Below are 17,801 nucleotides of genomic sequence, written 5' to 3'. Positions count from 1 at the left end.
ATGGACCGCGCCACGTACGCGAGCGTCTACGGCCCGACGACCGGGGACCGGGTGCGCCTCGGCGACACCGGCCTCGTCGTCGAGGTCCCGGTCGACGACGCCCGCCGCGGCGACGAGCTGCTCATCGGCTACGGCAAGACCGCCCGCGACGGGATGCACCTGCAGGCCGTGCCGCCGTCGCAGTCGTGCGACCTCGTCGTCACCGGCTGCCTCCTGCTCGACCCGGTGCTCGGCATCCGCAAGACGAGCATCGGCATCCGCGACGGCCGGGTCGCCGCCATCGGCCGGGCCGGCAACCCGGACACCCTCGACGGCGTCGACGTCGTCGTCGGCACCGGCACGGCGATCGTCAACGGCGAGGGACTCATCGCGACGCCGGGCGGCATCGACACCCACGTCCACATGCTCTCCCCGCGCGTCATGGAGGCCGAGCTGTCGTCGGGGATGACCACGGTGCTCGGGCAGGAGTACGGGCCGCTGTGGGGCGTCGGCGTCAACGACGCGCACGGCGTCCGGGCCGGGATCGCCGCGTTCGACGCGTGGCCGGTCAACGTCGGCTGGCTTGGCCGCGGCTCGTCGTCGCGCCCCGGACCGCTCGAGGAGGCGCTCGTCCGGGCCGGGGTCTGCGGCTTCAAGGTGCACGAGGACACCGGCGCCCACCACCGCGCGCTCGACACCGCGTTGCGCGTCGCCGACGAGCACGACGTCCAGGTGGCGCTGCACACCGACGGCCTCAACGAGGCGATGAGCGTCGCCGACACCCTCGCCGTCGTCGCCGGCCGCGCCGTCCACGCGTTCCACGTCGAGGGCTGCGGCGGCGGGCACCACGACGTCCTCTCGCTCGCCGGGGTGCCGAACGTCATCGGGTCGAGCACGAACCCGACCCTGCCCTTCGGCCGCGACGCGACCGCCGAGCACTACGCGATGATCGTCTCGGCGCACGGCCTGCGCACCGACCTGCCGGGCGAGGACGCCCTGGCCCGGGACCGGGTCCGGGCCGCGACGATGGCCGCCGAGGGCGTCCTCCACGACCTCGGCGTCGTCCCGATCACGTCGTCCGACGCCCAGGGCATGGGCCGCGCCGGCGAGACCTGGGCCCGCACCTTCGCCCTGGCCGGCGCGATGAAGGCCCAGTTCGGCCCCCTCCCCCCACCCTCCCCCCGAGTTACTGGCGCGTCTGACCCGATAGATGGGTCATACGCGCTGGTAACTGCGGGGATGGGGCTGGCGGACAACTTCCGGGTGCTGCGGTACCTCGCCAAGCTCACGCTCAACCCGGCGCTCGCGCACGGGTTCGCGCACGAGGTGGGGTCGCTCGCGCCCGGGCGGCTCGCGGACGTCGTGCTGTGGCACCCGGCGTTCTTCGGGGTCAAGCCGCAGGTCGTCCTCAAGGCGGGAGTGCCGGCGTGGGGCGTCACCGGCGACCCGAACGCGACGATCGACGCCGCCGAGCCGCTCGTCCTCGGCCCGCAGTTCGGCGGGCACGGCGGCGCGGCGGCCGACCTGTCGGTGCTCTTCGTCTCGCAGGCCTGCGCGGACGCCGGCGAGGACCGGCTGCCGACCCGCCGCCGCCGGGTCGCCGTCCGCGGCTGCCGGGACGTCGGGCTGGCGGACATGGCGCACCACGGCCGCACCGGGACCGTGACCGTCGACCCGCGGACGGCGCAGGTCCGGCTCGACGGTGACGTCGTGACATCCTCGGCCCAGGACCGGGTCAGCCTGTCGCGGCTGTACCTCATCTGACACAGGACCGTTGCGGGACAGGAGCTCCGGACATGGGCGCGGCGCACGTCGAGGTCGTCACATGGTCGCTCGAGATGACCGGCCCGGCCTCGCTCGTCCCGGTGCCGGCGCCGGACGACGCCCCGCTCCTGCTGGCGGCCCGGCACCCCGCGCCGGAGCTCTCGCGGTTCTTCTACACGCTCGTCGGCGCCGGCTGGGGCTGGACCGACCGGCTCGGCTGGACGCCGCAGCAGTGGACCGGCTGGGTCGACCGGCCGGGCCACCGCCTCGTCACCGCGTGGCACGAAGGCGTTCCCGCGGGCTACTTCGAGCTCGACGCCGACTCCGACGGCGGCGTCCCCGGCAGCGTCGAGGTCGCGTACTTCGGGCTCGCCCCGACGGCGATCGGCCGCGGCTGGGGCGGCTGGTTCCTGCACTCCGCGCTCACGGCGGCCTGGGCGCTGCCCGGCACCCGCCGGGTCTGGCTGCACACGTGCTCGCTGGACCACCCGCGCGCGCTCGCGAACTACGAGCGCTCCGGCCTCGTCCGGTTCGCCGAGGCCCGGCACACCCGGCCGGGGCCCACGGGCTGAGGCGCCCGGCCCGCGTCAGCCCTGGGCGACGAGCCGGCGCAGCAGCGCGTTGAAGCCGGGGACGTCGGCCCCCAGCGGCGCGAAGAACGCCCGGTCGCACGCCTCGACGACGGCGACAGCCCGGTTCGCGAGGGCGCGGCCGTCCGGCGTCGCGACGAGGGCCCGGGCACGGCGGTCGGACGGGTGCGGCTCGCGGGTCACGAGCCCGCGCTCCTCGAGGGTTCGCAGCACCTGCGAGGTCATCATGACGTCGCACGCCGTGTGGTCGGCGAGCTGCTTCTGCGTGACCGGGCCCGCGTCGTCCAGGTAGGTCAGGGACGCGAGGAGCACGAACTGCACATGGGTCAGCCCGAGCGGCTTGAGCGCCGCGCGCTGCGCGGCCTGCCAGCGGTTCGTCACCTGCCACAGGCCGAGGCCCGGGCTGTCCTGGGCGCTGCCGAACTCGGTCGCCAGCCCGCTGCGGGGTTCGGTCACGCTCACCACAGTGCCGCAGGTGGCGGCGCTGCGGCCACCCGGCCGGCCGGCGCGGCGGGCGCGGACGGCGGACCGCCCGGCAACGGCTCCCCGGTCATCGCCTCGTGCACGAGCGCCAGGTCGTGGTCGGTGAGCGGGACGAGCCCGCGGCGCAGCAGGTACCCCCAGTGCGGGTCGGCGGTGAGGTCGAGCCGGTCGCGCAGGTCCGTGAGCGGGGCGTGCCGCGCGTCGGTGCGGTAGACCGCCCGCCGGCGGAACGGCCGGAAGGTGCCCTCGTCGGCCTGCCAGATCTCGTCGTCCGGCAGCCGGCCGACCGCGGTGAACGCCCGGAGGGGGCTGTGCTCGCCGAGCCGGTGGTGCGGGGAGTAGTAGACGATCCAGTCCCCCGCACGCATCCGGGCCAGCCCGGACCGCTTGCCGTGGTTGACCTGGGCGATGCCGAGCACGAGCGCGCGGGCGACGTGCTCGGCCTGGACGACCCCGAGCCAGCCGGCCATCAGGCGAGGACCTGCCGGCCCTCGGCGACCGCGGCGAGGCGCTCGAGGTCGGCCTGCGCCGACGCCCGGATGCCGGCGCCGAGGATCGCCGTCCAGAGCAGCCGCAGCGGACCCGAGATCGTCGCCGTCACCTCGACGGTGCACCCGCCGTCGTCGAGCGGGGTCACCGCGTGGTCGAACACGAGGCGGGCCCCGAGCAGGTGCGAGACGTCGACGAACACCCGGCCGGGGACCAGGCGCTCGACGGTGAACCGCACCTTCGGGCCGCCCTTCGGCTTGAGGACGCCGGTGGCCCCCTCGGCGAACGCGCCGTCGAGGCGCACCCACTCGGTGTCGAGGTTCCACTGCGGCCAGGTGGCCATGTCGGCCCAGCGCTCGAAGAAGGCGGCGGCGGGGGCGGTGGAGCGCACGGCAGCGGTGCTGAGAGTCGTCATGCAGAGCACTATGCGCGCTTACTATTCTCCCGTCAAGCCTCTCGCCCGGTGCGGCTCACCAGGTCGGCCAGGGCACGTACCCCGGCGCGGCGGCGGGCCACGGACGGGCCGACTGCCAGCGCTCCGCGAGGTCGAGCAGGACGCCGTCCCGCCAGCGCGGCGCGGTGACCTGCAGCCCGGACGGCACCCCGTGGGCGTCGAGCCCCCACGGCAGGCTGACCGCGGGGTGCCCGGTGACGTTCTGCACCGCCGTCGAGAAGACCTCGGGCGGGAGCAGCCCGGGGCCGGCCTCCCGGACGAGCCGGCCGTCCGCGATCCACGCGTCGACGGCGACGGTCGGGGTGACGAGCACGCCGTCGTCGCCGAGCAGCACGTCGAGGGCCCGGGTGTACGCCGTCCGCCGCCGCCGCGCGGCCAGGTACCGGTCGACGTCGACGGCGAGCCCGTCGGCGAGGAACTGCCGGGTCGAGGGGTCGAGCAGGTCGCCGCCCTCGACGAGGCGGGCGACGGCGTCCCGGCCGCCGAGCAGCGCGGCGAGCGCGGCGACGTGCTCGGCGGGTGCGAGGACGAACCAGTCGAGGTCGGGGTCGCCGACGCCGGCGAACAGCGACGACGGGTCGAGCCGCTCGACAGCGGGCGGCGGGCCGCCCGCGGCCAGGACGGCGACCAGTGCGTCGGCGCCGGTCCGCAGCCGGTCCGCGACACCGTCCGGCAGCGGCCCGAGCGGAGACGTCCGGTCCGCCACGACGACCCGGCGGACCGGCGGCCCGTCGTGGCCGCGGCGGTACGGGTCGGCGACGTCGGGCGGCGCCGGGGCGCTGTCCGGGTCGCCGGGGACGACGCCCGCCATGAGCGAGAGCAGCAGCCGCAGGTCGCTCGCGTCCTGGGCCAGCGGGCCGTACGTCGACAGGTCGACCCAGTCCGCGACCGGCCAGCGGCCGACGAGACCGTGAGTCGGCTTGAGGCCGAGCAGCCCGCAGAACGCCGCGGGGATGCGCACCGAGCCACCGCCGTCCGTCGCCGTCGCGACCGGTGCCAGGCCCGCCGCCAGCGCCGCGCCCGAGCCGCCGCTCGAGCCGCCCGGCGACCGCTCGGGGTTCCACGGGTTGCGGGTCACCCCGTGCGCGGACGACGCGGTGAAGCCCTCGATCGCGAGCTCGGGCAGCGCGGTCTTGCCGACGACGACCCCGCCCGCCGCCCGGTACCGCGCCGGGACCACCTCGTCCGCGACGGCCGCCGGGGCCGCCGCGAAGACCCGCGAGCCACGCCGGGTCGGCAGGCCCGCGACGTCCTCGAGGTCCTTGACGAGCACGGGGACGCCGACCAGCGGCCGCCGCGCGAGCACCGCGGCGACGGCGTCCGCCCGGGCGCGGTGCCGCCGGTGCTCGGCCTCGACCTCGGCGTCGAGCGCGTCCGCCTCGGCGAGCGCCTCGTCGGCCCGCAGCGCAACGACGGCCCCGAGGCCGGTGGCCGCGGCGATCCGGCGCAGCGACTCCTCGACGCAGGCGCGGGCGGTGACGACGCGGTCGGCGACGGCCCGGGCCGTGCCGCCGACCGGCCCGGTCACCGCCGTCCGGCGCGCAGCGCGAGCAGCCCGAGCAGCTCGTAGACCACGTTCGCCGCGGCGATCGTCGTGAGCTCGGCGTGGTCGTACGCGGGGGCGACCTCGACGACGTCCGCCCCGACGATGTCGAGGCCGTCGAAGCCGCGCAGGATCATCTGGAGCTCGCGGGTCGTCAGGCCACCGGGCTCCGGGGTGCCGGTGCCGGGCGCGTGCGCCGGGTCGAGGACGTCGATGTCGATGCTCACGTAGACCGGCCGGCCGCCGACCCGTTCACGCACCTGGTCGATGCACGCGTCGACACCGCGCCGGGCGACGTCCATCGTGGAGACGACGGCGAAGCCCAGCTCACGGTCGGCGGTCAGGTCGGCGGCGGAGTACAGCGGGCCGCGGATGCCGACGTGGGCGCTCGTCCCGAGGTCGAGCAGGCCCTCCTCGACCGCGCGCCGGAACGGCGTCCCGTGCGTGTACGGCGCACCGAAGTAGGTGTCCCACGTGTCGAGGTGGGCGTCGAAGTGCACGAGCGCGACCGGGCCGTGCCGCTGCGCGAGGACGCGCAGGAGCGGCAGGGCGATCGTGTGGTCGCCGCCGACCGTGACGAGGGCGCCGGCGACCTCGAGCACCTCGCGCGCCCCGCGCTCGACCTGCTCGATCGCGGCAGTGAGGTCGAACGGGTTGACGGCGAGGTCCCCCGCGTCCGCGACCTGGTGGACGTCCCACGGGTGGACGTCGAGGTACGGGTGGTAGGGCCGCAGCAGCTTCGAGCCCGCGCGGACCGCGGCCGGCCCGAACCGGGCGCCCGGCCGGTAGGAGACCCCAGAGTCGAAGGGGACGCCGAGAACCGCGACACCCGCCCGGCCCACCTCGTCGAGGCGGGGCAGGCGGGCGAACGTGTCGGGCCCGGCGAACCGGGGACGTTCCAGACCTGAGGGCGGTCCGACGGGCGGCTCTGCCGTCACTTGCGCCCGTTGCGAGGGCTGGCCAGGCGGGTGCCCGTCCAGTCGCTGCAGGCGCTGATCGTGCTCGTCGCGTGCAGCCCTGCGGTCGGGGCGGCGTCCTCGATCTCCGCGGGCTCGACGTGCCCGGGCCGCCCGGACTTGGGAGTGAGCAGCCAGACGACCCCGCCCTCGGCGAGGTTCGTCAGAGCGTCCATGAGGGAGTCGACGAGATCCCCGTCGCCGTCGCGCCACCAGTAGACGGCGGCGTCCACGACCTCCTGGTTCTCCTCGTCGACCATCTCGTTGCCGGTCAGGTCCTCGACGGCGAGCCGGAGCTCGTCGTCCACGTCGTCGTCGTAGCCGAACTCCTGGACCACCTGTCCAGGGCGGAAGCCCAGGCGACCTGCCATGGACTGATCCGCCGCGGACTCCGCGGTCGTGCCCACCTCGATGACCTCCTCCTCCTTCGACCGGTCGAACACCATGTCGATTCGTCACGCTAGTGCACTGCACTCCCCCTGCCGAGCGCAACCGCCCGCAGGGCGATCATCGGCGCGTCGCGGCTCCGACCGCAGTGTTTGACGCCGATTCGCGGGTATTGACCGGGTCGGACGGCCCGGATCGTTATCGATCACGACCCCGCCCGGGGTTCCCGCCGAGCACGGGGAAGGTGCGTCACGGGTACGTCACGGTGCGGGACGGCGTCCCACCCATCGGGCTACCGGGGGGTAGATGTGACGATCGACGGGCAGGGGACGAGGATGGGGTGCAAGACCCTGAGGTGAGGTGCTGCTCACGAGGCCCGGCCCCACCCGACGAGGACCTCTGACAAGGAGAAGACGTGGCTGCACGCGAGGACGCCGGACCGATCCTCAACGGGCTCCCGAGCCAGCTCCCGGACATCGACCCGGAGGAGACGGCCGAGTGGCTCGCCTCGCTCGACGGCGCGGTGGACGAGCGCGGCCGGGACCGGGCCCGCTACCTCATGCTCGCGCTGCTCCAGCGCGCCCGGGAGCAGGGCGTCGGGGTGCCGAGCCTGGCCTCGACCGACTACATCAACACGATCCCGCCGGAGCACGAGCCCTGGTTCCCCGGTGACGAGGACGCCGAGCGCGCCTACCGCCGCTGGATCCGCTGGAACGCCGCGGTCATGGTGCACCGCGCCCAGCGCGCGAACATCGGCGTCGGCGGCCACATCTCGACGTACGCGTCGTCCGCGACCCTCTACGAGGTCGGCTTCAACCACTTCTTCCGCGGCAAGGACCACCCCGGCGGCGGCGACCAGGTCTTCATCCAGGGCCACGCCTCCCCCGGCGTCTACGCCCGGGCCTTCCTCGAGGGCCGGCTCAGCGAGCAGCAGCTCGACGGCTTCCGGCAGGAGAAGTCGCACCCGACCGGCGGGCTGCCGTCCTACCCGCACCCGCGGCTCATGCCGGACTTCTGGGAGTTCCCCACCGTGTCGATGGGCCTCGGCCCGATCAACGCGATCTACCAGGCCCAGTTCAACAAGTACCTGCAGGCCCGCGGCGTCAAGGACACCAGCCAGCAGCACGTGTGGGCGTTCCTCGGCGACGGCGAGATGGACGAGGTCGAGAGCCGCGGCGCGCTGCAGATCGCGGCGTACGAGGAGCTCGACAACCTCACGTTCGTCGTCAACTGCAACCTGCAGCGGCTCGACGGGCCGGTCCGCGGCAACGGCAAGATCATCCAGGAGCTGGAGTCGTACTTCCGGGGCGCCGGCTGGAACGTCGTCAAGGTGGTGTGGGGCCGCGAGTGGGACCCGCTGCTCGCCGGCGACCGCGACCACGCCCTGGTCAACCTCATGAACGCCACCCCGGACGGCGACTACCAGACGTTCCGGACCGAGGACGGCGGCTTCATCCGGGAGAACTTCTTCGGGCGCGACCCGCGGACCCGCCGGCTCGTCGAGGGCATGACGGACGACCAGATCTGGTCGCTGCGCCGTGGCGGTCACGACTACCGCAAGGTCTTCGCGGCGTACAAGCTCGCGAGCGAGCACCGGGGCCAGCCGACCGTCATCCTCGCCAAGACCATCAAGGGCTGGACGCTCGGCCCGCACTTCGCGGGGCGCAACGCGACGCACCAGATGAAGAAGTTCAGCCTCGACGACCTCAAGCTCCTGCGCGACCGGCTGCGGATCCCGTTCACCGACGAGCAGCTCGAGGCCGACCCGTACCTGCCGCCGTACTACAACCCGGGTGACTCCGACCCGGTCATCCAGCACCTGCGCGAGGTGCGGACGCGGCTCGGCGGCGCGCTGCCGCAGCGCCGGGTCACCGGCTCGACGCTCAAGCTCCCGGACGACTCCGCCTACGAGGGCGCCCGCCGAGGCTCGGGCAAGCAGCAGATCGCCACGACGATGGCGTTCGTCCGGATCCTCAAGGACCTCATGCGGGACAAGGAGTTCGGCCCGCGGGTCGTCCCGATCATCCCCGACGAGGCCCGCACGTTCGGGATGGACTCGTTCTTCCCGACGGCGAAGATCTACAACCCGCACGGCCAGCGCTACATCTCGGTCGACCGCGACCTCATGCTCGCCTACAAGGAGTCGGAGTCCGGCCAGATCCTGCACCTGGGGATCAACGAGGCCGGCTCGGCGGCGGCGTTCACCGCGGTCGGCTCGTCCTACGCGACGCACGGCGAGCCGATGGTGCCGATCTACATCTTCTACTCGATGTTCGGCTTCCAGCGGACGGCGGACGCGCTGTGGGCGTCCGCCGACCAGATGTGCCGGGGTTTCGTCATCGGCGCCACGGCGGGCCGGACGACGCTCACCGGCGAGGGCCTGCAGCACGCCGACGGGCACTCGCCGGTCCTCGCCGCGACGAACCCCGCGGTCGTCTCCTACGACCCCGCGTACGGGTACGAGATCGGCCACATCATGCGCGACGGCCTGCGCCGGATGTACGGCGAGTCGCCGGAGGACATCTACTACTACCTCACCGTCTACAACGAGCCGCTCGTCCAGCCCGCCGAGCCGGCGGACCTCGACGTCGAGGGCGTGCTCAGGGGCATCTACCGGCTGCGGGCCGCAGACGTCCCCGAGGGCGAGCAGCGTCCCCGGGCACAGGTGCTCGCGAGCGGCGTGGCGGTGCCGTGGGCGCTCGAGGCGCAGCAGCTGCTCCTCGACGACTGGGGCGTCGCGGCCGACGTCTGGAGCGTCACGAGCTGGACCGAGCTGCGCCGGGACGGGATGCGCTGCGACGAGCAGGCGTTCACCCGCCCCGGCGAGCAGGCGCCGATGCCGTTCGTGACCCAGCGGCTGGCCGGCGCACCCGGCCCGGTCGTCGCGGTGAGCGACTACATGCGCCAGGTGCCCGACGCGATCCGGCAGTGGGTGCCACAGGACTTCAGCTCGCTGGGCACGGACGGGTTCGGCTTCTCCGACACCCGCCCGGCGGCGCGCCGGTTCTTCCTCGTCGACGGCCCGTCGATCGTCACCAAGGTGCTCCAGCAGCTCGCCGCCCGCGGCGAGGTCGACCCCTCGCTGCCGGGTCAGGCGATCGAGCGCTACCGGCTGCTCGACGTCACCGCCGGGACCACCGGCTCCTCGGGCGGCGACGCCTGACCGGAGCGACCACGCACGCAGGCCCGCCCTCGTCCCCTTCCGGGGCGGGGGCGGGTCTGTGTGGCCATGCTGAGAGACCGGTCAGGTCCGGCGGAAGAACCGGCGCTGCTCGGTGGACTGCGTGTCGGTCATCGTGAGGTCGACGACCTCCTCGACCTGCTCGCGGACGTCCAGCGCCCCCTCGGCCGGGCCGAGCCGGATCGGGCCGGTCGCCGGGCCGCTGCCGTAGCCGGGCCCGGGGGTGTCCTGGAGGGAGAGGTCCGTGGGCGGCGGCGTCGCCGGTGCCGCGGCCGGCGGCTCGGGATCGCCGGAGCGGGTCGCGATGAGCCGCTCGAGCTCGCTGCGCAGGACGGCGGCACCGTGCGCGTCCGGGTGCTGGCCGAGCGCCTGGAGGTGGCGGCGGGCCTCGCCGACCCGGCCCGCCTCGACGGCGGCCTCGACGAGCTGGCGGCCGGCCTCGAGGTCGTGCTCGCGGGGGCGCCAGTGGCCGACGCCGAGGTTCAGCGCGTCACCGGGCAGGCCGGCGTCCCGGAGCATGAGCAGCCCGGTCGCGAGGGCGTCGCCCGAGGGGTCGCGCTCGGCGGCCGTGGCGAGCCGGCGCAGCGCCTGCTCGCGGTCGTCGTGGATCGAGAGCCGGGCGAGCTCGACGAGCGGGAACCAGGCCCGCGGCGAGTGGGCGAGCTCCTCCGCGAGCGACCAGACGGCGTCGTCCGCCGACCGGACGCGCTCGTTGACCGGGTGCCCCTCGGCGGCGTTCTGCCGGACCACCTCGGCGAGCTGCGCGAACGCGACGACGTCGTTCGGGTCCTCCCGCAGGACGGCCCAGAGCCGGTTCTCCTCGGCCGCGTCGACGGGCAGCGGCTCCGCGAACGGGGTCGTCGCCGCCGCCGCGGGGACCTCGGCCGGGTCTGTCGTGCGCCCTGCGAAGAGCGTTCTCAAACGGTCGAAAGCCTTCATGTCGTTCCTTCCAAGAAGCGGCCCCCCGAGGCCGTCGCCCCGCTGTTCGAGCGACTCGTCCGGTTCCGTCCTTTTCCCGACCCTAGTCCCGGGTCCCGACAGGAGCGAACGACGTCGCCCGATCGGGTGACGCGCGCCGGACCGCCGACGTTGCCCCGTCCGGCGCACCGAAGGGGCCGGGCGGGCCCGGCGCGCCCGGGACCGACGTCCGGGCCTTGCGCCCGGCAGGCCTGCACGATGAGGTTCGACGAGGGACCGCGCGCGCACCGTGCGGCCGACGGCACGGGAGGGGCAGGCGTGGCGAAGACCAAGGGCGACCGCGAGGACGACGGACGACGGCTGAAGGGCGTCGCGAAGCTCTCCAAGGACGCGTACGAGGCCGAGCTCATCACGCTCCAGGCCGACCTCGTCGCGCTCCAGGAGTGGGTCAAGACGACGGGCCAGCGGGTCGTCGTCGTCTTCGAGGGCCGGGACGCCGCCGGCAAGGGCAGCACGATCAAGCGCGTCACCGAGTACCTCAACCCCCGCGTCGCCCGGATCGTCGCGCTCCCGACGCCGACCGAGCGCGAGAAGAGCCAGTGGTACTTCCAGCGCTACATCCCGCACCTGCCCGCGGCCGGTGAGATCGTCCTGTTCGACCGCTCCTGGTACAACCGCGCCGGGGTCGAGCGCGTCATGGGCTACTGCACGGTCGAGGAGTACCGCCGCTTCCTCCACCAGTGCCCGACGTTCGAGCGGATGCTCGTCGAGGACGGCATCCACCTCGTGAAGTACTGGTTCTCGGTGAGCGACGAGGAGCAGGAGCGCCGCTTCCGCTCCCGCCTGGAGGACCCGCTGCGGCAGTGGAAGTTCTCCCCCAACGACCTGCTGACCCGCGACAAGTGGGTCGAGTTCTCCCGGGCCAAGGACGAGATGTTCGTCCACACCGACCTGCCCGAGGCCCCCTGGTACGTCGTCGAGGCCGAGATCAAGCGGCACGCCCGGCTGAACATGATCAAGCACTTCCTCGGCATCCTGCCCTGGCAGAAGGTCGAGGTCCCGGTCGTCAAGCTCCCGCCGCGCCCGCCGGCCAAGGACTACGAGCGGCCGCCGCGGGAGCTGTTCCGCAGCGTCCCCGACCACGCCGCCTCACTCATCGCCAAGCAGGGCTGACGGGCCGCCCGACCGCCCCGCCGAGGGATCCGCCGGCCGACCTCTCGGGTGTGCCCGTTGTCACATCGGCACAAAGACGCGCTGACGGCGCGGGCCCGCGCGCGGCTACAGTCCACCCGTGAGCAGCGACGTGTCCGTCAGTGCGTCCGACCCGTCCCTGACGCGGCTGCGCCGGGCCGCGGGGACCCTCGCGACGGCCGCGCTGCAGCGGATGGACGAGCGCCTGCCCTGGTACAGCGCGATGCCCGCCGAGGAGCGGTCCTGGGTCGGGCTCGTCGCCCAGGCCGGCATCGGCGCGTTCGTCACCTGGTACGGCAACCCCGGTCGCGAGCTCGAGATCACCGCGGACGTCTTCGGCACCGCACCGCGCGAGCTCACCCGGTCCATCTCGCTCCAGCAGACCCTCGAGCTCATGCGCGTCGTCGTCGACGTCGTCGAGGACCAGGGCGTCGCGCTCGAGGCCCCGGGTGCGCCGCAGCAGCGGATGCGCGAGTCGGTCCTGCGCTACTCCCGCGAGGTCGCCTTCGCGGCGGCCGAGATCTACGCCCGGGCCGCCGAGGCCCGCGGCGCCTGGGACGCCCGCCTCGAGGCCCTCGTCGTCGACGCGCTCGTGCGCGGCGAGGCGGACGACGGGCTGCGCTCCCGGGCGGCGGCACTGGGCTGGAACGAGACCGAGAAGGTCGCCGTGGTCGTGGGCTCCACGCCGCAGGGCCGCGTCGAGAACGTCGTCGACGACCTGCGCCGGGCGGCCCGGCACCTCGGCGCGGACGCCCTCGTCGGCGTCCAGGGCGACCGGGTCGTCGTCGTCCTCGGCCGGGCCGACGACCCGCTCGCCGCGGCCGGCGCGCTCGCCGAGCGGTTCGGCCCCGGCCCGGTCGTCACCGGCCCCGTGATGGCCACGCTCGCCGAGGCGAGCCGGTCGGCGCGAGCGGCGCTCGCCGGGCTCGTCGCGGCCCGTGCCTGGCCCGGTGCCCCGCGGCCGGTCGCCGCCGACGAGCTGCTCCCCGAGCGCGTCCTGTCCGGGGACGTCACCGCCCGCCGCGCCCTCGTCGACCGCGCCTACAGGCGCCTCACGGACGACGAGGACTCCCCCCTGCTCGACACCGTCGCCGCCTACCTCGACCTCGGCCGGTCGATCGAGGGCGCCGCCCGCGCCCTGTTCGTCCACCCGAACACCGTGCGGTACCGCCTGCGCCGTGTGTGCGAGATCACCGGCTGGGACCCGGCCGACCCGAGAGAGGGTTTCGTGCTCCAGGTCGCCATCGCCGCAGGTCGGCTGGCCGACGGTCCGCCGCGCTGACGCCGTCCACCCCTGGCTTGTAGGAAACCTCCAAACCGGCTGCCGGAGGTTCGTCGCCGCCGGAGCGCCTGATCAAGGCCTCCAGCGGCAACTCTTGAGACGTGCTCGCCATCGTCTGCCCGGGACAGGGCTCCCAGACCCCCGGCTTCCTCGCCCCGTGGCTCGAGGTCCCTGGCCTCGCCGACCGGCTCGCCGTCTGCTCGGAGGTGACCGGGCTCGACCTCGTGGCGCACGGCACGACGTCCGACGCGGAGACGATCCGGGACACGGCGGTCGCCCAGCCCCTCATCGTCGCCGCCGGCCTGCTCGGGCTCGCCGCGCTCGCCGACCCGGCCGGTGCGACCGCCCCCGGCACCGCGACCGGCCTTCCCGCCGGCACCGGCGTCGTCGCCGGGCACTCCGTCGGCGAGATCACCGCGGCCGCCGCGGCCGGCGTCCTCACCCAGGCGCAGGCGCTGACCTTCGTCCGTGAGCGCGGCCGGGCGATGGCCGCGGCGAGCGCCGTCACCCCGACCGGCATGAGCGCCGTCCTCGGCGGCGACCCGGACGAGGTCGCGGCCGCGCTCGACAAGCACGGCCTCACTCCGGCGAACAACAACGGCGGCGGCCAGGTCGTCGCCGCCGGCACGCTCGAGCAGCTCGCGGCGTTCGGCGCCGAGCCGCCCGCCCGGGCCCGGGTCGTCCCGCTGCAGGTCGCCGGGGCGTTCCACACCCACCACATGGCACCGGCCGTCGACACCCTCGCCGCGCTCGCGGCCGGGATCACCCCGGGGGCGCCGTCCGTGACACTGCTCTCCAACGCGGACGGCGCGGCCGTCGCCGACGGTGCGCAGGCCCTCGCCCGGCTCGTCGCGCAGGTGAGCAACCCGGTCCGATGGGACCTGTGCACGGCCACCCTCGCCGGCCTCGGCGTCACCGCGCTGCTCGAGCTGCCGCCGGCCGGCACCCTCGCCGGGCTGGCGAAGCGCGCGCTCAAGGGCATCGAGATCGTCGCGCTGAAGACGCCGGACGACCTCGACGCCGCCCGCACCCTCGTCGCGAACCACGGAGGCACCGCATGAGCGACACCACCGTCCCGGCGGCCGGGCACCGCCTCACGGCCCCGCCCGTGACCGGCTACGCCCGCTTCCTGTCGACCGGCAGCTACCGCCCCGAGCGGGTCGTCCCGAACTCGGAGATCGTCGACCGGATCGACTCCTCCGACCAGTGGATCCGCGAGCGCTCCGGCATCGAGAGCCGCCGCTTCGCCCGCCCCGACGAGTCCGTCGTCGACATGGCGGAGGCGGCCTCCCGGGTCGCCCTGGAGCGGGCCGGTCTGACCGGTGCCGACATCGACGTCGTCCTCGTGGCGACGGTGACCCACCCGTACCAGACGCCCTCGGCGGCGACACTGCTCGCGCACAAGCTCGGCGCCACCCCGGCCGCCGCCTTCGACATCTCCGCCGCCTGCGCCGGCTTCTGCTACGGCGTGGCGCTGGCGAACGACATGATCCGCGCGGGCACCGCCCGGCACGTCCTGCTCGTCGGCGTCGAGAAGCTCACGGACTTCCTCGACCTCGACGACCGCGGCTCGGCGTTCATCTTCGGCGACGGCGCGGGCGCGGTCGTCGTCGGCCCGAGCGACACCCCGGGCATCGGCCCGACGGTCTGGGGCTCGGACGGCGCGCAGTGGGACGCCATCGTCAACAAGCAGTCCTGGGTCGAGTACCGCGACAGCGGCCACGAGGAGTGGCCCGCGCTGAAGATGGCCGGCCAGACCGTCTTCCGCTGGGCCGTGTGGCAGATGTCACCGGTCGCGCAGAAGGCGCTCGACGCCGCGGGGGTCGCGATCGGCGACCTCGGCGCGTTCATCCCGCACCAGGCGAACGTCCGGATCATCGACGCGATGGTCAAGCAGATGGGCCTGCCCGAGCACGTCCCGGTCTCCCGCGACATCGCCACCAGCGGCAACACCTCGGCCGCCTCCGTCCCGCTGGCGATGGACCGGATGCTCGCCGAGGGCGAGGCGAAGAGCGGCGACCTGGCGCTCCTCATCGGCTTCGGCGCCGGCCTGGCCTACGCGGCGCAGGTCGTCGAGCTGCCCTGAGCACGGCAGGATCCCCCACAGAACCCCGCCGCGTTGCGCGGCGGACCGCACCACGGACCGGCACGATACGAACCGCCACCACCCGCCGCACCCGCGGCGGGACGTCGACGAAGGAGCAACATCCCATGGCACTGAGCGAGCAGGAGATCCTCGCGGGTCTCGCCGAGATCGTGAACGAGGAGACCGGTCTCGCGGCGGACGCCGTCCAGCCCGACAAGAACTTCACGGACGACCTCGACATCGACTCGCTGTCGATGATGACGATCGTCGTCAACGCGGAGGAGAAGTTCGGCGTCCGGATCCCCGACGAGGACGTCAAGAACCTGCAGACCGTGGGCGACGCCGTCTCCTACATCCAGTCCGCCCAGGGCTGACCGGCCCGCGCGCCCGCCGGTGACGTCCGGCGGGCGCGCGGCCACCCCCTGAGCCGCCGACCCCATCCGGCCCGAACAGCAGCGAAGGACTCCACATGGCCACCGAGAATCGGACCAAGGTCGTCGTGACCGGTCTCGGCGCGACCACGCCCCTCGGCGGGGACGTGCCCACCACCTGGCAGGCGGCCCTCGAGGGCCGGTCGGGCGCGCGCACGCTCGAGCACGAGTGGGTCGCGCGCTACGAGATCCCCGTGACGTTCGCCGCCGAGGTCGCCGTCCGGCCCGAGGACCAGCTCGCCAAGGTGGAGACCCGCCGCCTCGACCCGTCCGGCCAGTACGCCCTCGCCGCCGCGCGTGAGGCCTGGAAGGACGCCGGCTCCCCCGAGGTGGACCCGCTGCGCCTCGGCGCGGTCGTCGCGTCCGGCATCGGCGGGGTCTGGACCCTCCTCAACTCCTACGACGTGCTCAAGGAGAAGGGCCCGCGCCGGGTCTTCCCGCTGACCGTCCCCATGCTCATGCCGAACGGCCCGGCCGCGGCGATCAGCCTCGAGCTCGGCGCCCGGGCCGGCACCCACACCCCGGTGTCGGCGTGCGCGTCCGGCGCCGAGGCGATGGCGTACGGCATGGACATGATCCGCAACGGCCGGGCCGACATCGTCGTGTGCGGCGGCACCGAGGCGGCGATCCACCCGCTGCCGATCGCCGGCTTCGCGGCGATGCAGGCGCTCTCGACGCGCAACGACGACCCGGCAGCGGCCTCGCGGCCGTACGACGCCGGCCGCGACGGCTTCGTCCTCGGCGAGGGCGCGGGCATCGTCGTCATCGAGTCCGAGGAGCACGCGAAGGCCCGCGGCGCGCGGATCTACGCCGAGCTCGTGTCGGCCGGGCTGACGTCCGACGCCCACCACATCGCCGCCCCGGACCCGGAGGGCTCGGGCGCCTCGCGCGCGATGCTCTTCGCGCTGGAGTCCGGCGGGCTGTCGCCGGCGGACGTCGTGCACCTCAACGCGCACGCGACGTCGACCCCGGTCGGCGACCTCGCGGAGCTCAACGCGATCCGCGGCGCCCTGGGCAAGGACGCCGACCACGTGGCGATCTCCGCGACGAAGTCGATGACCGGGCACCTGCTCGGCGCCGCCGGTGCCCTCGAGGGCATCTTCTGCGTCCTCGCGCTGCACCACCGGCTCGCCCCGCCGACGATCAACCTCGACGACCCGGACCCGGCGGTCGACCTCGACGTCGTCCGCAAGGACCCGCGGCCGCTGCCCGCCGGCGACATCGTCGCGCTGAACAACTCGTTCGGCTTCGGCGGCCACAACGTGGCAGTGGCGTTCCGCAGCGTCTGACCGGTCGCTCGCCTGTCCGAGCGGTTCGGGTTGCATGAAACGAAACCGTTCCGTACTGTCCTCTCGACGGTACGGAACGGTTTCGTTTCGTCCGACCGGACTGCGGAGGGAGGGCTCGTGACGACGACGGACGACGCCGCCGTGCAGCCCACCGCCGTGCAGCCCGCCGCGACGCGACCGCGCCCCCGGGTCAGCGGGGACCGCGAGCAGGAGATCCTCGACGCCGCCGTCGAGGTCCTCCGCGAGGTCGGCTACGACAAGCTGACCATCGACACCGTCGCCGCCCGGGCCCGGGCGAGCAAGGCGACGCTCTACCGCCGCTGGACCACGAAGGCCGAGCTCGTCGCCGACGCGATGAGCCACCTCGACGGCGGTGCACCGGCCGTGCCGGACACCGGCACCCTCCGGGGGGACCTGCTCGCGCTGACCGACGACAAGTGCGGCATCCTCGACGCCGGCCAGATGGACCTCGTGTGCGGTCTGTCGACGGCGATGTACCGCGACCAGGCGCTCGGCGCCGCCCTGCGGGACAGGTTCCTCGAGCCGCGCCGGCAAACCGTGCTGACCATGCTCGAACGGGCCCGCGACCGGGGCGAGATCGCCGCGGACGTCGACCTCGAGCTCATCGGCCAGCTCGTCCCGGCCGTCGTCATGTTCCGCCTGTCCTTCGGCGCCCCCGACGAGCCCTTCGCGGCCCTCGTCGAGCGCATCGTCGACCAGGTCGTCCTGCCCGCGGTCCGGGGGGCCCGCGGCTGAGTCACCGTCCACCCGCGTCCGG

At 74.3% G+C, this 17,801-nt stretch carries 17 protein-coding genes; 10 read left to right on the top strand and 7 right to left on the bottom strand.

Features of this window, described 5'->3' with window-relative positions; all coding sequences use genetic code 11:
• The gene (locus EDJALFJO_RS23270) at positions 1-1,743 is read left to right on the top strand and encodes an urease subunit alpha (RefSeq protein WP_088288828.1); all 1,743 of its coding nucleotides are present in this window, start codon (positions 1-3) and stop codon (positions 1,741-1,743) included.
• 32 nt (positions 1,744-1,775) lie between these two features.
• Entirely contained in the window at positions 1,776-2,315 is a 540-nt protein-coding gene (locus EDJALFJO_RS23265; RefSeq protein ID WP_088288701.1) for a GNAT family N-acetyltransferase, read from the top strand.
• Positions 2,316-2,330: 15 nt separating this feature from the next.
• Here EDJALFJO_RS23265 and EDJALFJO_RS23260 read toward each other — a convergent pair whose 3' ends face one another.
• The 6 genes from EDJALFJO_RS23260 to EDJALFJO_RS23235 are packed head-to-tail and all read right to left on the bottom strand — an operon-like array spanning position 2,331 to position 6,704.
• Positions 2,331-2,789, bottom strand: coding sequence for a MarR family winged helix-turn-helix transcriptional regulator (locus EDJALFJO_RS23260; RefSeq protein ID WP_088288700.1), 459 nt, complete (start codon positions 2,787-2,789; stop codon positions 2,331-2,333).
• Positions 2,790-2,791: 2 nt separating this feature from the next.
• Positions 2,792-3,286 (bottom strand): EVE domain-containing protein, encoded by a 495-nt coding sequence (locus tag EDJALFJO_RS23255; protein ID WP_088288699.1) that lies wholly within the window; start codon positions 3,284-3,286, stop codon positions 2,792-2,794.
• Positions 3,286-3,720 (bottom strand): SRPBCC family protein, encoded by a 435-nt coding sequence (locus tag EDJALFJO_RS23250; protein WP_088288698.1) that lies wholly within the window; start codon positions 3,718-3,720, stop codon positions 3,286-3,288. Before EDJALFJO_RS23250 ends, EDJALFJO_RS23255 begins: the two co-directional genes overlap by 1 nt.
• A 55-nt stretch (positions 3,721-3,775) precedes the next feature.
• Entirely contained in the window at positions 3,776-5,287 is a 1,512-nt protein-coding gene (locus tag EDJALFJO_RS23245; protein WP_088288697.1) for an amidase, read from the bottom strand.
• Positions 5,284-6,240: an agmatinase gene (gene speB, locus EDJALFJO_RS23240; RefSeq protein WP_088288696.1), complete on the bottom strand. Its 957-nt coding sequence runs from the start codon at positions 6,238-6,240 to the stop codon at positions 5,284-5,286. The genes EDJALFJO_RS23245 and speB overlap by 4 nt, the downstream gene beginning before the upstream one ends.
• Positions 6,237-6,704, bottom strand: coding sequence for a DUF3052 domain-containing protein (locus EDJALFJO_RS23235; RefSeq protein WP_088288695.1), 468 nt, complete (start codon positions 6,702-6,704; stop codon positions 6,237-6,239). The genes speB and EDJALFJO_RS23235 overlap by 4 nt, the downstream gene beginning before the upstream one ends.
• A 356-nt stretch (positions 6,705-7,060) precedes the next feature.
• On the opposite strand from EDJALFJO_RS23235, the gene aceE reads away from it, so the two are divergent.
• A complete protein-coding gene (aceE, locus tag EDJALFJO_RS23230) occupies positions 7,061-9,808 on the top strand; it encodes a pyruvate dehydrogenase (acetyl-transferring), homodimeric type (RefSeq protein WP_088288694.1) in 2,748 nt (915 codons plus the stop codon).
• An 81-nt stretch (positions 9,809-9,889) separates the two neighbouring features.
• On the opposite strand, the gene EDJALFJO_RS35160 is transcribed toward aceE, so the two are convergent.
• Positions 9,890-10,765, bottom strand: a complete 876-nt coding sequence (locus tag EDJALFJO_RS35160) for a hypothetical protein (protein ID WP_198950574.1) — start codon at positions 10,763-10,765, stop codon at positions 9,890-9,892.
• A gap of 297 nt (positions 10,766-11,062) precedes the next feature.
• On the opposite strand from EDJALFJO_RS35160, the gene ppk2 reads away from it, so the two are divergent.
• The 7 genes from ppk2 to EDJALFJO_RS23190 all read left to right on the top strand — a co-directional run bounded on the left by ppk2 (position 11,063) and on the right by EDJALFJO_RS23190 (position 17,779).
• Positions 11,063-11,917 carry a polyphosphate kinase 2 gene (gene ppk2, locus EDJALFJO_RS23220; protein WP_233149993.1) on the top strand — a complete coding sequence of 285 codons (855 nt, stop codon included), beginning with the start codon at positions 11,063-11,065 and terminating at the stop codon, positions 11,915-11,917.
• 118 nt (positions 11,918-12,035) lie between these two features.
• Positions 12,036-13,217, top strand: a complete 1,182-nt coding sequence (locus EDJALFJO_RS36135; protein WP_198950573.1) for a CdaR family transcriptional regulator — start codon at positions 12,036-12,038, stop codon at positions 13,215-13,217.
• 101 nt (positions 13,218-13,318) lie between these two features.
• Positions 13,319-14,278 (top strand): ACP S-malonyltransferase, encoded by a 960-nt coding sequence (locus EDJALFJO_RS23210; RefSeq protein WP_088288692.1) that lies wholly within the window; start codon positions 13,319-13,321, stop codon positions 14,276-14,278.
• Positions 14,275-15,303, top strand: a complete 1,029-nt coding sequence (locus tag EDJALFJO_RS23205; protein WP_088288691.1) for a beta-ketoacyl-ACP synthase III — start codon at positions 14,275-14,277, stop codon at positions 15,301-15,303. Before EDJALFJO_RS23210 ends, EDJALFJO_RS23205 begins: the two co-directional genes overlap by 4 nt.
• A 125-nt stretch (positions 15,304-15,428) precedes the next feature.
• Positions 15,429-15,677, top strand: a complete 249-nt coding sequence (locus EDJALFJO_RS23200) for an acyl carrier protein (protein ID WP_088288690.1) — start codon at positions 15,429-15,431, stop codon at positions 15,675-15,677.
• A 95-nt stretch (positions 15,678-15,772) separates the two neighbouring features.
• A complete protein-coding gene (fabF, locus tag EDJALFJO_RS23195; protein ID WP_088288689.1) occupies positions 15,773-17,023 on the top strand; it encodes a beta-ketoacyl-ACP synthase II in 1,251 nt (416 codons plus the stop codon).
• 117 nt (positions 17,024-17,140) lie between these two features.
• Positions 17,141-17,779, top strand: coding sequence for a TetR/AcrR family transcriptional regulator (locus EDJALFJO_RS23190; protein WP_198950572.1), 639 nt, complete (start codon positions 17,141-17,143; stop codon positions 17,777-17,779).
• Positions 17,780-17,801: the final 22 nt, after the last annotated feature.

Origin of the sequence: Kineosporia sp. A_224, assembly GCF_002198655.1 — a bacterium.
Taxonomy (GTDB): Bacteria; Actinomycetota; Actinomycetes; order Actinomycetales; family Kineosporiaceae; genus R-H-3.
Note: the sequence above shows the minus strand (reverse complement) of the source record. Positions and strands in the feature narration are given on the sequence as shown.

Coding starts and splice junctions, on each gene's coding strand:
- EDJALFJO_RS23200 (WP_088288690.1), top strand. CDS start 15,429: ATGGCACTGAGCGAGCAGGAGATCCTCGCGGGTCTCGCCGAGATCGTG.
- EDJALFJO_RS35160 (WP_198950574.1), bottom strand. CDS start 10,765: ATGAAGGCTTTCGACCGTTTGAGAACGCTCTTCGCAGGGCGCACGACA.
- fabF (WP_088288689.1), top strand. CDS start 15,773: ATGGCCACCGAGAATCGGACCAAGGTCGTCGTGACCGGTCTCGGCGCG.
- EDJALFJO_RS23265 (WP_088288701.1), top strand. CDS start 1,776: ATGGGCGCGGCGCACGTCGAGGTCGTCACATGGTCGCTCGAGATGACC.
- EDJALFJO_RS23205 (WP_088288691.1), top strand. CDS start 14,275: ATGAGCGACACCACCGTCCCGGCGGCCGGGCACCGCCTCACGGCCCCG.
- EDJALFJO_RS23235 (WP_088288695.1), bottom strand. CDS start 6,704: ATGGTGTTCGACCGGTCGAAGGAGGAGGAGGTCATCGAGGTGGGCACG.
- EDJALFJO_RS23250 (WP_088288698.1), bottom strand. CDS start 3,720: ATGACGACTCTCAGCACCGCTGCCGTGCGCTCCACCGCCCCCGCCGCC.
- EDJALFJO_RS23270 (WP_088288828.1), top strand. CDS start 1: ATGGACCGCGCCACGTACGCGAGCGTCTACGGCCCGACGACCGGGGAC.
- EDJALFJO_RS23255 (WP_088288699.1), bottom strand. CDS start 3,286: ATGGCCGGCTGGCTCGGGGTCGTCCAGGCCGAGCACGTCGCCCGCGCG.